The sequence below is a fragment of the Paraburkholderia sp. LEh10 genome (assembly GCF_017814945.1).
Lineage (GTDB): Bacteria > Pseudomonadota > Gammaproteobacteria > Burkholderiales > Burkholderiaceae > Paraburkholderia.
This window is the reverse complement of the sequence record NZ_JAGIPX010000001.1, coordinates 1-14535: the sequence shown is the minus strand read 5'-3', so window position 1 is coordinate 14535 and position 14535 is coordinate 1. Positions and strand designations below refer to the sequence as shown.

Here is a 14535-nt window from a genome sequence, read left to right as displayed (position 1 = left end):
CTGGGTGGCTAGCTGCACCGCGTCGCCCGCCACCCGCCGTGCCGGCTGAAGCCTGGCGTCAAACCTCGATGAGCCTTCTCAGCGTGTCGCCCGCGAGCGGCATTTCGCGCACGCGCTTGCCCGTAGCGTCGAACAGCGCGTTGACGAGCGCGCCTGCCGTGGGGCCCATCGACGCCTCCGCCGTTCCGAGGAACGGCGCGCCTGGCCGGTCGATCAGGTGGACGTCGATGCGCGCCGGCACGGACGAAAAGCGAAGGATCGGGTACGTGCCCCAGTCGAAGCTGCGAATGCGGCGCGTGTCGTAGCGCAGTTCTTCGTGCAGCGTCCAACTGGCCGACTGCACGATGCCGCCTTCGATCTGGTTGCGCACGCCATCGGGATTCACGACCTGGCCGCAATCCACGGCCGCCACCGCCTGTTCGAGTTTCACGAGCCCAGTCTCGGGCTCGACCAGAACTTCGGCGGCGATGGCGACATAGCCCATCAGGTTCTTGTACTTCGCAAACGCAAAGCCCACGCCGTGATTGCGAGCGCGCGGCGCACGCGGCCATCCAAACTGCTTCGCCGCCAGCCGGATCACGTCTTTCGCGCGCGGATCGTCGAGGTGGCGCAGCCGGAACTCGACCGGGTCGATGCCGGCCATATGCGCCAGTTCGTCCATCACGCTCTCGATGGCGAATACGTTGGTGTGCGCGCCGAGCGAGCGCATGGCCGAGGTCTGCAAGGGCATGGTCGGCGAGAAGTTGTTCATCACCTCGATGTTCGGCAGCGTGTACAGCGGAATCGCGTTGCGGTCGCCCCCGCCCTCGGGCTGCAGCATCGGCGCGGACGGCGCGGAAACGAAAGGCTTTTCGAGCATGCGCGCGGGCAGCAGCCGGCCGGCGTTGACGATGCGCTCATTGTGCGAACTGCTCCACAGCGCATATTGCCAGTCCACGATCTTGCCGCTCGCGTCGATGGACGCCTTCACTTCCGTCACCATCGCGGGTGTGAAGTGATCCCACGTGTGTTCCTGCTCGCGCATCCACTGCACGCGGATGGGATGCCCCGGCATGGCGGTCGAGATCAGTGCTGCGTGGGCGGCCGCGTCGTCCGCGGCGTTGTGGCCGTAGCAGCCAGAGCCTTCGACGTGGATGCAGCGCACGTTCTCCTTTTGCATCGACAGCATTTCAGCCAGCGCGTCGCGCAGCGGATAGACGCCCTGCGAATGGGTCCAGACGGTAAGCTGGGCGCCTTCGAGATGCGCAACGGCACAGGACGGGCCGATCGAGCCGTGCAGCAGGTAGTGCTTGATGAAACGCGCGTTGAGCGTCTTCGCGGCGGGGGCCATCGACGCGTGATGATCCGCGATTTTGATCTGCTGCGTGGCGATCTGCTTGAGATCGCGATGCACCGTTTCCGGGTCCGGCAACGCGCGCCCCGGTGACCACTGGGCGCTGGCCGAGAGGGCGCGTTGCGCGACCACCGCCTGCCATTCGCCTTGCGCCACCACGGCCAGCATGCTGCCGTTGCGCACGACCTTGACGACGCCGGGCATCTTCATCACGGCGGCTTCGTCGAAGGTGATGAGCTTCGCGTCGTACACGGGCGGCATGACGACGCGGGCGTGCAGCATGCCGGGCAACTGCATGTCCTGGACGTAGCTCGCGCCGCCCGTGACCTTCGACGGTATGTCGAGCCGCGGGAGCGCCGTGCCGATCACGCGGAACGTCTTCGGGTCCTTGAGCGGCGAAGTGGGCGTTGCGCTGCGATGAAGGTCCACGAGACCGACGGCCTCGCCGTAAGTCATCGTGCGGCCGTCCTGCGTGCGAATGACAGCGTCGCTCGCGCTGAGCGCGCCGGTATCGACGCCAAAGCGCTTCGCGGCGGCGTCGACGAGCAGTCCACGCACCTGCGCGGCGGCATTGAGCAGCGCACTGCCGCTGTCGGCCATGGTATGACTGCCGGCCGTCAGGCCTTCGTCCGGCGAGGCACCGGTGTCCGCGGTGAGGAACGTGATGAGCGCGGGCGCCATATTCAGCTCCTCGGCAGCGACCTGAAGCAGCGCGGTACGCACGCCTGTACCGAGTTCGACCTTGCCCGTGAAGACCGTGACCTTGCCTTCGGGCGTGATCTTGATCCAGGCATCGAGTAGCGGATTGGTCTTGAGGCTGCCGGCAAGCGCCTGCGTCCCCTTCCCAACGTGCACGGCGGCGCCTTCATCGGCGATGACTTCCTGCGCGAGCGCGTTGGTGCCCTTGACCAGGCTGAACGCGACAAAAAGCGCGCCCGAAATCATGAAGTGGCGACGGCTCTTGTCGATGGAATCGTCGTGGTCGCTCATGATGCGGTCTTCGCGGCGGTAATGCGTTGCGCGGCCGGGGCGCCCGCCTGCTGTGCGGGCAGTCCCGCGACTTCGCGGATGGCGGCAAGAATGCGCATGTGCGTGCCGCAACGACACAGGTTGGGCTCCATGTGGGCGCGGATTTCCTGCTCGCCAGGATGCGGGTTGCGTTCGAGCAGCGCCTGCGCGCGCATGATCATGCCGGCGATGCAATACCCGCACTGGGCCGCCTGATGCTTGATGAACGATTGCTGCAGCGCGCCTGGACGTTGCGCGCTGCCAAGGCTTTCGAGCGTGCGCACAGGCCGCGTGCCGATCGCGCTGACGGGCACGAGGCACGAGAAGGTCGCCTCGCCGTCCACGATCACGGTGCAGGCGCCGCATTGGCCGAGCCCGCAGCCGAACTTTGCGCCATGCAGCTTGAGGTCATTGCGCAGCGCGTAGAGCAGCGGCATCGAAGGGTCGATGTCGAGCGAGTGCTGGACCCCGTTTACGTTGAGTGAAATCATCGCGCACTGTTCTCCTTTCTGAGCCCGGCGACGAGCGGTTGCGCGTCGGGCCAGGCAGGCTTCGTCGCGTAGGCGCCCCGCACGTAGGCGACGAGGTCGGCGATCTGGCGGTCGTCGTAGACGCCGGAGAACGCGGGCATGTAGTTGATCGAATCCTCACCGTGCCAGGTGATGCCGTTGAGAATCATCTGGACGGCGTTGCGCGGCGTTCCCGCGTTGACCGCCGTGCTGAACGCGAGCGTCGGGCGCTCACCGATCGTCTGCATCGGCGAGGCCGCGCCGTGGCATTGAGCACACGAAGCGTTGAAGAGCACTGCGCCGCGCTGCCCGGCAGATGTAGCTTCGCGTGTCGCGACGCGCTCTGGAGCGGGCGACGCGCCTTTCTGGAGCGACAGGATATAGGTCGCGATTGCCTCGACATCATCGGCCGGCACCGTTGCCAGATCGCGCGTGACGGGAAGCATTGGGCCCGCCGCGGCGCCGTGCTCGGAGGCGCGTCCCGTGCGAAGGTAGGTGACGAGCTGCTCCCGGGTCCACGGCTTTGCCGCGCTGTCCAGTACGTTCAGCGGCGGCGCTTCCCAGCCGTCCACGATGCCGCCATCGAACGCGTGGCCGGCTTTCTCTCCGCCAATTGCGTTCAGCGGCGAATGGCACGAGGCGCAGTGGCCGAGGCCATCGACGAGCAGCTTGCCGCGATTCCATTGTGCATCGTGTGAAGCGTCCGCCTCATGCGGCCCCGGTCGCAGGAAGAGCAGGTTCCAGAAGGCCAACGGCGGCCGGAAGTTCAGCGGGAACATCAACTCGTTGGCGGGCACCGTTGCCTGGACGGGTTCGCGGCTCATCAGGTAGGCATAGGCCGCGGCGATGTCGTGGTCGGACATGCGCGTGAAATGCACATAGGGGAAGGCTGGATAGAGCAGATGGCCGTCGCGCGACACCCCATGGCGCACTGCGCGCGCAAAGGCGGCCTCGGACCAGGCGCCGATGCCCGTCCGCGGGTCGGGCGTGATGTTGGTCGCATAGATGGTGCCGAACGGCGTGGCGAGCGGCAAGCCGCCCGCGAACGGGCGGCCGTTCTTCGCCGTATGGCAGACGGCGCAGTCGCCAAGCGCGACCACGCGCGCCCCTTCGCGCTTGAGTTGTGCATCGAAGCTGTCCGGCGCGGGCGGCGAGATGGGGGCGATCGCCGGCTTGTAGATGATGGCAGCGGCGATCGCGAGGGCCGCTATCACCACTCCTGCCGCGCCAATCGAGATGCGTCGGCGATTCATGGGTGCTCCCTATGCGAGGTCAAGAGCACGGTGCTGGGCTCGTTGGCGGCGCCGGACAGATCTTGAGGGCTGTGTGAATAGGACATGGTGGGATTCCTGGCGCGGATGCCAAGGTTGTGAACCGGCTTGAGCGCCTGCTGGGCACCGCGACCGATGCGCAGCCGTGCCGGCGATGCACGCTCACGTTCTGCCGTGGGCATGCGGACGGCCGACGAACCAGTAATGGACGCAAGCAATGAGCGGGAAAACCAGCGCGGCACCGGCCACGAGCGTCCAGCCGCCACGCTCGTACAGCGGGCTTGCCAGTGCCGAGCCGAGCGCCCCGCCAACGAAGATGCTCGTCATGTAGAGCGCGTTGAGGCGGCCGCGGCTGGCGGCATGGAGCGCGTAGATTTCGCGTTGGCCGAGGACCATGTTCATCTGCGCAGCGAAGTCCAGCACGATACCCGTCACCACGAGGCCATAGACACCGAACGCCGGATGGACGAGCGCGGGCGTATAGGCCAGCGTGGCTGCGCTCAGGGCGACGAGAGTGGCCCGCACCGAGTGCCCTGCGTCTGCGAGGCGCCCGGCAACCGGCGCGGACGTGGCGCCGATCGCGCCCACCAGCGCGAAGAGGGCGATGGCGGACTGCGAGAGGCCGTAGTGACGGGTGAGCTCGATGGGCACGGCGGTCCAGAACAGGCTGAACGAGGCGAACACCAGGCCCTGATAAAGCGCGCGATGCCGCAGGACCGGCATGGTGCGCACGAGATGAAGCAGCGAGCCGATGAGCTCGAAATAGGTTGCCTGATGCTCGGGCTGCCGGCGCGGAATCGTGAGCGCGAGAACGGTGGTGACGAGCGCCATCAGCACGGCGGCGGCAGCAAAGACGAAGCGCCAGCCGAAATGATCGGCAACGAGGCTCGATAGGGGGCGCGAGAGCAGGATTCCGAGCAGAAGGCCGCTCATGATCGTGCCGACAATACGCCCACGCGCATGATCGGGCGCCAGGTGCGCGGCGAGCGGAATGAGAATTTGCACGGCGACCGAGCTAAAGCCGATCAGCAGCGAGATGGCGAGGAACCAGCCCGGCGAATGCGCTAGCGAGGCGGCCGCGAGGCTCGCGATCGATACGAGCGCGGTCGTAATCATGAGCTTGCGGTTTTCGAGCAGGTCGCCGAGCGGCACGATGAAAAACAGGCCCAATGCATAGCCGATCTGCGTGAGTGAAACGATCAGGCCCGCCGAACCGGCGGACATATGGAGCGACGGGCTGATCAATTCGGTGATCGGCTGCGCGTAATACAGGTTCGCGACGATCGCGCCGCAACTGAACGCGAACAACGCGACAAGACCCTGGGTGAGCTTGATGGCGTGCTTGCTGCCGCCAAGCGTGCTCGAGGGTGAAGACATGATGGCTCCTTCAACGATAAGGTCACTGTGGCGGGCCGGCGCGGTGCAGGCCGCGGCCCGAACTTCGGCGAGCGCCGCGTCCGAGCGCTCTCGACACGGGAACGGCACAGGCCATGTCGACGGGTCACAGCTTAGGCACCTGTCGCCGCCCGCGGAATACCCTCGTGGCGCAATCTCCCGTTGCATTCTCTGCAACGTAGAGGTCGCGATCCGTTTAACCGGCGCGATCGCGCGCCGAGACCCGCCCCGTTAGCGATTCGCTTGCCGCCATCTGTCCTGCTGACGCTCAGAAGGTTGTCATGACGCACCTGAAAAATCTTGAATCGGGCCATTAATCCGTACGCAGTGCGCGCACGAATCGGCGTCGTGGTCAAGAGGAATTGATCGAACGATAAAATTCCGGTGGATGGCCCTATCACCGGTACTGCGAGCGGCCGATCTCCCGCTGGCATAATCGGCAGATGGACAAACTTCTCGCGCTCAACACGCTTCTCGAGGTCGCGGACGCAGGTGGCTTCGCCAAAGCCGCCCAGCGCCTCGGTGTGGCGACGTCGTCCGTCACGCGTCTGATGGATGCTCTCGAAGCCTCGCTCGGCACGGCGCTGCTCACGCGCACGCCGCGCCGTGTCAGCCTCACCGATGCAGGCGCGGCCTACGTCGAGCAGATTTCCAAGGTGCTCGATGACCTCGCGGAGGCCGATGAAAGCGTGCTCGACAGCGGTGGCGCACCCGCGGGTGCGTTGCGCATCACAGTGCCGTCTGTCTATAACCGCATGGTGCTCGCGCCGCATCTGGCCGCGTATTTGCGCGAGTATCCGCGCGTAGCCCTCGACGTCGTGGTCGCCGATCATTTCGTTGACCTCGCCATCGAGCGCATCGACCTCGCCGTGCGGATCGGGCTGCCGTCGGGCGATCCCAATCTGATCGTGCGCAAGCTCGCCGACAATCCACGTATTGTCGTCGCGAACCACGACTATCTCGACCACGTCGGCATGCCCCAGCATCCCGGCGAACTGGCGGAGCGCGAGTGTTTGCGCATCGCTTACGGTGGCAGTTATCGCGCCCGCCAGATCTGGACGTTCTCGCGCGGAGCAGGGGAGGGCGAAGGGGAGGAAAGGGTGAACGTGCGTGGGCGCCTCATTTCCAACAGCCTCGACATGCTGCTGGAAGCGGCGCTGGCGGGACAGGGCTTCGCGCTGCTGCCCGCGTGGCTCGTGAACGAGCACGTCCATGCGGGCCGCCTGATGCACTGCTTCGCGGACTGGCGCGTGACGCCGCACAACAGCGACGCCGTCGCCTACGCGGCGTATCTTCCCAACAGGCGTCATTCGACCAAAGTGCGAGCCTTGCTGCAATTCCTCGAAGCGCGCGTGGGGCAGGAGCCGGGATAGCGCGCCGCGCGATGCCGGGAACATTCAGAACAATTCAGCGGCTCTTAATGCCCGCGACTTCCTATGCTGCGAATATGGATGCCGTAGCGCCCGTGTTGCCGTGCCTGACGCGCTAGCGGGCGGCCCTTCTGTCGCCACCGACCAAGTACTCATCATGCGTTTGGGCAACGCATTGTCGATCGTTCCCGATGCGCGGCTGCGCGAATAGCCTCCACCCACATCGACCGAAGCTGTAAGCTCCGCCTGGCTCACGGTCACGGCCGCACGGGCCAGGTCGATGCGTGCATTCGCCTGCTTGATGTCCATGCTCTGCTCCAGCGCCTTCGCAATGAGGTGCTCGAATTCCGGGGCACCGAACAGGGCTCAACGCTTTATTTGCCTCGCACTCCTCTGTAATGCCTTGGCAAATACGAGTGGGGGCTGAGCACCGCTGATCAGGAAGTCACCCACCATGATCGAGGGCACGAGGTGCATGATCCGTGCGGGCGCTTCTGCGCCTGCCGCCATGAGTGCCCGTTCGCCGTTGCCCGTTGTCAGGTAACTGCGCGCCGCGCCGGCGTCGAAACCCCGACAAGACATACGGACTCCACGCCACTACCATCGAACCTCCCGTCGGAATTCCTTCCACACTGTGTAGAACGCGCTCGACATCAGCAGCGGCGGCAGGACCGCTGCGAGCAGCAGGTCGGAGTCCATGCCGGGCACGCGCTTGCCGGCGACGGCGATCACGCAGCCGCCCGTCAGCAGTACGACGGCAGGGGGATGGCAATGCGGTTGGCGAACCAGGTCAGCACGCCCGCGCCGCAGATGAGCAGCAGCAGGTATTGAAAGACCCCGACGTTGTTCATTGGTGCGCGGGCGGTTGATGCCGCGCGCACTCGTGTGAGTGGTGGTCCTTCACGACGATTGCCGGTCTCTTGCGGCCACGTCGGATACGTGAGCGCCCGGCAGCCTCCCGAACATGTGCTGGCTGCATTTCGCTTCACGCCATGCCGCGCCCAGCTTAAGGCCAGATAGCACCTGTCGTGCGAGCGGCAGGATCTGCTCGCCGGCCAGCATGCCCAGCAGGCCGAGCAGCGCGATCGTGGGCGGGGCTGGCGACTGCACGCCCATCGCACCATAAACGACTCCGGCAAGTATTCCGGCGAATAACGAAAGGAAATACGGTTTCATGTTACGGACCTCGTTGACGATCAGTCGGCTCCATAGCCTCCGAGCGGAAAATTTTTTTTAAAAGCGTATCGACTTTGAAGGCTTAAGAGAAGGCCCATTCAGATCATTTAAGGCAAGTTTAGGGAATTAGATTATTTCCGTTTCTTTAACTGTCGATTTTCCGATTCTTCGTGTCAAATAACGGCAGTTAGACGTCAGCTTTCGCAGCGAAACGCACTCCTCCCGATCATTCGGCGAGGGGGACTTATCTCCGACCGGCACAAAGGACATGGAAACCATGAACAATCCGAAACTCGAAGTACTCACCCCGCAGAACAGCCAGTTCATCATCATCGATCAACAGCCGCAAATGGCCTTCGGCGTGCAATCGATCGACCGCCAGGTGCTGAAGAACAACGTTGTGGCCTTGGCCAAGGCAGCCAAGGTGTTCGAGATTCCGACCACGATCACCACGGTCGAGTCGCAAAGCTTCTCAGGGTTCACGTATCCGGAACTGCTCGACGTGTTTCCTGACCACAAGTTGCTTGAGCGTACCTCGATGAACTCATGGGACGATCAGAAGGTGCGCGATGCGCTCGCCGCAAATGGACGCAAGAAAGTGGTCGTGGCGGGTCTGTGGACGGAGGTCTGCAATACAACTTTTGCGCTCTGTGCGATGCTCGAAGGCAATTACGAAATCTACATGGTTGCCGACGCATCGGGCGGCACGTCCAAGGACGCACACGATTATTCGATGCAGCGCATGATCCAGGCAGGCGTCGTGCCGGTCACGTGGCAACAAGTGATGCTCGAATGGCAGCGCGACTGGGCGCGCCGCGAAACGTATGACGCAGTCATGGCAATCGCGAAGGAACACTCGGGTGCATACGGCATGGGCGTCGATTATGCGTACACCATGGTCCATAAGGCGCCGCAGCGCACCGGTGTGCAGCATGAGGTGCTCGCTGCGGTGCCTGCAAGATAAGCGCGTTCATCACGATTCCGGGAGCCAATGCGGCGCGTTTCATTTGGATCCGTCGCTTAATTCCGCACTCAAAGGTTCGGACATAGCCCACGGAGCGTGCGCCAGATGCTCGACAAGAAAGTTGATCAATGCGGTAACGCGCGTCGTGCGAAGTATGCCAGGCGGCGTGATCAGATTGACGTCGACGTCGGCGACCTTCCAGTCACACATGACGTGCTCGAGTTCGCCGCGCTGAAGTGCGTCCCAGACCAGATACTCGGGCTGGACCGCGAGGCCACGCCCGGCGATCAAGGCCGGCAGGATCACTTCGGCATTGTTGGTGCGCACGCGTGCGCGCAGCTGCACGGTGTACTCGTCGCCCGATACCGTGTTGCGAAAGCGCCAGTATTCGGGCGTGTGCAAGTTCGTGTAGACCAGGCTCTCATACCGCTCGAAGTCGCGCGGGTGCGTTGGGCGTCCGTGCTGCTCGAGATAGGCGGGGGATGCGACGACCGGCCTGCGCACGGCGCAGAGCCGTCTTGCGCGCAGCGAGGAATCGTCGAGATCTGCAATTCGGATCGCGATGTCGATGCCGGCGGACACGATGTCGACCAGGTCGTCGGAGAGCGCGAGATCGACATCGACGCTCGGGTAGCGCTCGAGAAAGGCAGGAAGCAGGGGTGCGAGATAGCGCAGACCGAACGACGCAGGGGCAGCCAGGCGTACGAGGCCGTGCGGCTCGAGTGCGAGCGCGGACGTTTCGCTTTCGAAGATCTCGGCGTCTACAAGCAGCTGAATTGCCCGGTCGCGCAACGACTCGCCGGTCGGCGTGAGTGACAGCTTGCGCGTCGTGCGATAGAGCAGCATGGCTCCAAGCCGTTGTTCGAGACGGGCGATGGCTTTGGACACGGTCGGTTTCGAAATGCCAAGCAGCTCGGCGGCTCTCGCGAACGAGCCAGTCTCGGCAACACGCGCGAAGATGGCCCAGGCTTCGAGGTCGGGTAGATTTTTCATGTCCAGTCGAATCGAGGAAGGTACGACATATCTCTTCTTGAGATAAGCATCACCAAATACTACCGGGAAACAGGGCGTCTGGCCCGGAGAGTTAAGCAGAATGTGTGACCCGCATTCTGATCTGACTGTGAGAGAGATCTATGGAATCGCATCTGGTGTCACTGAGCGCGGGCTTGCTGATAGGCATGATTTACAGCGTGATCAAGGTCCGCTCGCCAGCGCCTCCGTTGATCGCCCTCATTGGATTGTTGGGCATGCTGATCGGCGCGCAGGCCATTCCATTGTTCAAGCCGTTGTTCGGCTTTTAATCGATTTGAGTCAAGCGAGGAAACGCACATGAGTGCCTCCGGTATCCAGCCCGATCTCATTCTGCATAACGGACGGTTCACTACGCTGGATCGTTCGAATCCGACCGCCACCGCCGTGGCGATTGCCGACGGCCGCTTCGTGGCGGTCGGCAGCGATGCCGACGTCATGCCGCTCGCAGGCACAGCGACGAGAGTTATCGATCTCGCTGGTCGCACCGCGCTACCGGGCCTGATCGACAACCACCTGCATTTGATCCGCGGCGGTCTGAACTACAACATGGAGCTGCGCTGGGACGGCGTGCGATCGCTCGCCGTCGCCATGGAAATGCTCAAGCAGCAGGTTGCGATTACGCCAGCGCCGCAATGGGTGCGCGTGGTCGGCGGCTTTACCGAGCACCAGTTCGTGGAAAAGCGCCTGCCGACGATCGAAGAGCTCAACGCGGCGGCGCCGGATACGCCCGTGTTCATCTTGCATCTGTACGACCGCGCACTGCTCAATGCAGCCGCACTGCGTGTCGTCGGCTATACGAAAGACACGCCGGAGCCGCCGGGAGGCAAGATCCTGCGCGACGGCACGGGCAATCCCACCGGGCTGCTGCTTGCCAATCCGAACGCCGCGATCCTCTATGCCACGCTCGCGAAAGGCCCGAAGCTGCCGCCCGAGTACCAGTACAACTCGACTCGACATTTCATGCGCGAGCTGAACCGGCTTGGCGTGACTGGCGCAATCGACGCGGGCGGCGGGTCACAGAACTATCCTGAAGATTACGAGGTCATTCGCAAGCTGCACGATGCGGGCGATATGACCATTCGCATTGCTTACAACCTGTTCACACAGAAGCCGAAGGCCGAGAAAGATGACTTCTTGAACTGGACCAGCACAGTCAAGTATCACGATGGGACGGACTATTTTCGCCAGAACGGCGCGGGCGAGATGCTCGTTTTTTCGGCGGCCGACTTCGAGGACTTCCGCGTGGCGCGCCCGGAGCTTGCGCCCGAAATGGAGGACGAACTCGAAGGCGTGGTGCGCGTGCTCGCGCAGAACCGCTGGCCATGGCGGCTGCACGCCACGTACGACGAAACCATCAGCCGCGCGCTCGACGTGTTCGAAAAGGTCAACAAGGACATTCCGCTCGACGGCATCAACTGGTTTTTCGATCATGCGGAAACCGTGTCCGAACGTTCGATGGACCGCATTGCAGCGTTAGGTGGCGGGATCGCGGTGCAACACCGCATGGCCTACCAGGGCGAATACTTCGTCGAGCAATATGGTGCGCGCGCAGCCGAAGCGACCCCTCCTGTCGCGAGAATGCTGGAGAAGGGCCTGAAGGTTTCCGCCGGCACCGACGCGACGCGAGTGGCGTCGTACAACCCGTGGGTTTCGCTCGCGTGGCTCGTGAGCGGCAAGACGGTCGCGGGCTTGCGCATGTATCCGCAACGCAATCTGCTCGACCGTGAAACGGCCCTGCGCATGTGGACGGAATACGTCACGTGGTTCTCGAACGAAGAGGGCAAGAAAGGCCGCATCGCGGTCGGGCAACTTGCCGACCTGATGGTGCCGGACCGCGACTTCTTCGCGTGTGCCGAGGACGATATTGCCGATACCACCGCGTTGTTGACGGTGGTCGGTGGCAGGATCGTCTGGGGTACGGGCCCGTTCTCACAGTACGACGCGCCGATTCCCCCGGCGATGCCCGACTGGTCTCCCGTGCGCCAGTTTGGCGGCTACGGCGGCTGGGGCGCGACGCAACGCAGTGGCGCACCGCTGCAGCGTGCCGCCGCGGCGGCGATGTGCGGCTGCGCGAGTGCGTGCAACATGCACGGTCATGCGCACGCAAGCGCGTGGAACAGCGCGTTGCCGACCTCGGACGCGAAGGGCTTCTGGGGCGCGCTCGGCTGCTCCTGCTGGGCGATCTGAGATGGCGAGAATGACTGGCCGAGGCAGCCCCACATGGGTTCGCACGCTGCTTTCGCAGCCATGGAGCGGGCCGCTCGTGCGCCTCGCGCTTGTGTCGGCGTTCCTGATCGGCGGCATCGACAAGGCGATGAACTTCGACGCGGCGATCGCCGAGCAGGCGCATTTCGGCCTGCGCCCGGCTGGGCTTTGGGCCGCGCTCGCGGTCGCCGTCGAGATCGGTGGTTCGCTGTGCGTGGTATTTCGCCGCTTCGTGTGGATCGGCGCAGGCGGCCTTGGCGTTCTCACCGTCGTCGCGATGCTGGTTGCCAGCGACTTCTGGAACCAGACGGGCGTCGCGCGCTTTATGGCGCTCAACAGCTTTTTCGAGCACCTCGGCCTGGTCGCAGCACTTGTGCTCGTGACCATGTCCGGCGATTCAGAAAATGCCGCAGGCGGCAGCGCCTGATGATTTGGACAGTATGACGAAACAACAGGGAAATATCGCTATGAACACCATTCGCTCGGCGTTGCTTGCGTTGATGATCGCAGGCGGTCTCGCCGCCGCGCCGGTTTCGTTCGCGAAGCCGACGGTCGTGGAGGCGGGGACGCCGGCTGTCGCCGTCGCTCCGCAGTACGATACGACACACGTGTATGTCGCGCCGGAGGATTACGATCGCTTCACCGACAGCTTCGTGGCGACGTTCGGCGGCAGCAAGTCGAAGCAGGGCGTTTTCCAGGTGACGCCCACGCCGAGCCAGACGATGTCGCAACTCGTGTTTACGCCGGTGGGCACGATCTCCGTATTCGGCTTCAAGACGCCGATGCCGTACCCCTTCGGCGCGGAACGCACGGGCTACCTCGTGACCGACATGGACGCGGCAGTGAACGCGGCGCGGGCGCACGGCGCGGATGTGATCGTCGACACGTTCCCCGATCCGATTGGCCGCGACGTGGTCATCCAGTGGCCGGGTGGCGTGAACATGCAACTCTACTGGCATACCCAGGCCCCGCACTACGATGCGTTGCAGACCGTTCCCGAGAACCGCGTCTACGTGTCGGCGCAAAGCGTGCACAAGCTCGTTCACGATTTCGTGAAGTTCTCGCATGGCAGGGTGGTGTCCGATGACCTCAAGGCGCCAGGCATCGAAATCGGCCGGCCGAACGACACATATCGCCGGATTCGCATCGAGTCGGGCTTCGGCAAGATGACTGTGCTCGTGACGGATGGCCATCTGCCGTATCCATTCGGTCGGGAAACCACGGGCTATGAAGTTTCGAATCTGGACGCGACGCTGCTAAAGGCGAAGGCCGCCGACGTGACCGTGCTCGTGCCGCCGTTCGTATCGGACGGACGCGAGGCCGCGGTCGTGCAGTTCCCTGGTGGCTATGTCGCCGAGATCCACGCAAGCGTGGCGAAATGAAATCCGAGGACACGATCCTTGCCGCAATCGCCGGGTTTGTCGATACGTTGAGCTTCGTCGCGCTGTTCGGGCTCTTCACCGCGCACGTGACAGGCAACTTCGTGCTGATCGGGGCGGCTGTTGCGGGCTTCGGCCAGGACATCCTGCTCAAGCTCATCGTGTTTCCCGCGTTCATCGGCGGGGTCGTCGTCAGCAGTCTGCTGGTGCGCTCGCTATCCGGGCGCCATACGCGCCAGGGCGCACGCCTGCTCCATGCGGTGCAGGCCGCGCTGATGTTCGGCTTTTGCCTTGCCGGCGTGTGGGCGACGCCTCTCGACCACCCCCACAGTGTGCCCGCCATCGTGGCCGGCGTTGTCGGCGCGTTGGCGATGGGTGTGCAAAACGCGCATCCGAAGCTGATCCAGCGACGTGGTGTGCCCAACACCGTGATGACTGGCAACGTCACACAAGCGATCCTGGATGTAATCGACATGCTTTCTGCGGACGCGCCCGATAGCGTCCGCGCGGCGGCACGCACACGATTCGCGCAAATGATGCCGGCCATCGCGGCATTCGCGATCGGCGCGATGGCGGGAGCCCTGGGCTTTCGCTACCTCGGATTCTGGGTGCTGCTCGTACCCGCGTGTGCACTCGTGGCGCTCGCGCTGACCACTGGAGAGCACGAGCGCGCGGCGTTACCGGGGAGCACATGACTCGCGCGCACGATTACAACCACAAGCCGGCAATGGCAAGGAAATACATGGCAGCGACCACGACGCGCAGACGTCAATTCGAAAAGACCGCAAGCCTGACCGCCATCGCAGGGCTGTTGCTGACGGGCGTTAGTTCCGCGTTTGCGGATTCGGCTGCTGCACCCGTTGCAGGCATGAACCGCGCGGCCGACTTTGCGA

14 protein-coding genes and 1 pseudogene are annotated in these 14535 nt (G+C 63.9%); 7 read left to right on the top strand and 8 right to left on the bottom strand.

The genetic code is table 11. The annotated features are described in order from the left end of the window. Window positions 1–58: 58 nt before the first annotated feature. The 4 genes from J8I87_RS00075 to J8I87_RS00060 form a co-directional block, all read right to left on the bottom strand. Window positions 59–2323 carry a xanthine dehydrogenase family protein molybdopterin-binding subunit gene (locus J8I87_RS00075; RefSeq protein ID WP_209929420.1) on the bottom strand — a complete coding sequence of 755 codons (2265 nt, stop codon included), beginning with the start codon at window positions 2321–2323 and terminating at the stop codon, window positions 59–61. Beyond that, window positions 2320–2832, bottom strand: a complete 513-nt coding sequence (locus J8I87_RS00070; RefSeq protein WP_209929419.1) for a (2Fe-2S)-binding protein — start codon at window positions 2830–2832, stop codon at window positions 2320–2322. The genes J8I87_RS00075 and J8I87_RS00070 overlap by 4 nt, the downstream gene beginning before the upstream one ends. After that, window positions 2829–4103, bottom strand: a complete 1275-nt coding sequence (locus J8I87_RS00065) for a c-type cytochrome (RefSeq protein WP_209929418.1) — start codon at window positions 4101–4103, stop codon at window positions 2829–2831. Before J8I87_RS00065 ends, J8I87_RS00070 begins: the two co-directional genes overlap by 4 nt. A gap of 180 nt (window positions 4104–4283) precedes the next feature. Continuing rightward, the gene (locus J8I87_RS00060) at window positions 4284–5498 is read right to left on the bottom strand and encodes an MFS transporter (RefSeq protein WP_209929417.1); all 1215 of its coding nucleotides are present in this window, start codon (window positions 5496–5498) and stop codon (window positions 4284–4286) included. A gap of 461 nt (window positions 5499–5959) precedes the next feature. On the opposite strand from J8I87_RS00060, the gene J8I87_RS00055 reads away from it, so the two are divergent. Continuing rightward, window positions 5960–6889, top strand: coding sequence for a LysR family transcriptional regulator (locus J8I87_RS00055; protein WP_209929416.1), 930 nt, complete (start codon window positions 5960–5962; stop codon window positions 6887–6889). Between the two features lie 24 nt (window positions 6890–6913). On the opposite strand, the gene J8I87_RS00050 is transcribed toward J8I87_RS00055, so the two are convergent. The 3 genes and pseudogenes from J8I87_RS00050 to J8I87_RS00040 all read right to left on the bottom strand — a co-directional run bounded on the left by J8I87_RS00050 (window position 6914) and on the right by J8I87_RS00040 (window position 8062). After that, window positions 6914–7219 carry a TolC family protein gene (locus tag J8I87_RS00050; protein WP_313063653.1) on the bottom strand — a complete coding sequence of 102 codons (306 nt, stop codon included), beginning with the start codon at window positions 7217–7219 and terminating at the stop codon, window positions 6914–6916. 273 nt (window positions 7220–7492) lie between these two features. Then, window positions 7493–7737 (bottom strand): annotated as a pseudogene (locus J8I87_RS00045) (sodium:proton exchanger); the annotation flags it as partial. A 49-nt stretch (window positions 7738–7786) separates the two neighbouring features. After that, window positions 7787–8062, bottom strand: coding sequence for a DUF1427 family protein (locus J8I87_RS00040; protein ID WP_209929414.1), 276 nt, complete (start codon window positions 8060–8062; stop codon window positions 7787–7789). Window positions 8063–8339: 277 nt separating this feature from the next. Between J8I87_RS00040 and J8I87_RS00035 the strand changes: the two genes are divergently transcribed. After that, complete coding sequence (locus J8I87_RS00035; protein ID WP_209929413.1) at window positions 8340–9026, top strand: hydrolase; 687 nt, start codon at window positions 8340–8342, stop codon at window positions 9024–9026. A gap of 39 nt (window positions 9027–9065) precedes the next feature. Here J8I87_RS00035 and J8I87_RS00030 read toward each other — a convergent pair whose 3' ends face one another. Beyond that, complete coding sequence (locus J8I87_RS00030; protein ID WP_209929412.1) at window positions 9066–10019, bottom strand: LysR family transcriptional regulator; 954 nt, start codon at window positions 10017–10019, stop codon at window positions 9066–9068. A 140-nt stretch (window positions 10020–10159) separates the two neighbouring features. On the opposite strand from J8I87_RS00030, the gene J8I87_RS00025 reads away from it, so the two are divergent. From J8I87_RS00025 to J8I87_RS00005, 5 genes are read left to right on the top strand one after another with little or no spacing between them, the layout of a single operon-like run. Continuing rightward, the gene (locus tag J8I87_RS00025) at window positions 10160–10327 is read left to right on the top strand and encodes a DUF1427 family protein (RefSeq protein ID WP_209929411.1); all 168 of its coding nucleotides are present in this window, start codon (window positions 10160–10162) and stop codon (window positions 10325–10327) included. A gap of 28 nt (window positions 10328–10355) precedes the next feature. Beyond that, window positions 10356–12245, top strand: coding sequence for an amidohydrolase (locus J8I87_RS00020; RefSeq protein ID WP_209929410.1), 1890 nt, complete (start codon window positions 10356–10358; stop codon window positions 12243–12245). Window position 12246: 1 nt separating this feature from the next. Further along, entirely contained in the window at window positions 12247–12690 is a 444-nt protein-coding gene (locus J8I87_RS00015) for a DoxX family protein (protein WP_209929409.1), read from the top strand. Window positions 12691–12730: 40 nt separating this feature from the next. Further along, window positions 12731–13645 carry a glyoxalase gene (locus J8I87_RS00010; RefSeq protein WP_209929408.1) on the top strand — a complete coding sequence of 305 codons (915 nt, stop codon included), beginning with the start codon at window positions 12731–12733 and terminating at the stop codon, window positions 13643–13645. Beyond that, window positions 13642–14337: a YoaK family protein gene (locus tag J8I87_RS00005; protein WP_209929407.1), complete on the top strand. Its 696-nt coding sequence runs from the start codon at window positions 13642–13644 to the stop codon at window positions 14335–14337. The genes J8I87_RS00010 and J8I87_RS00005 overlap by 4 nt, the downstream gene beginning before the upstream one ends. Window positions 14338–14535 lie beyond the last annotated feature (198 nt).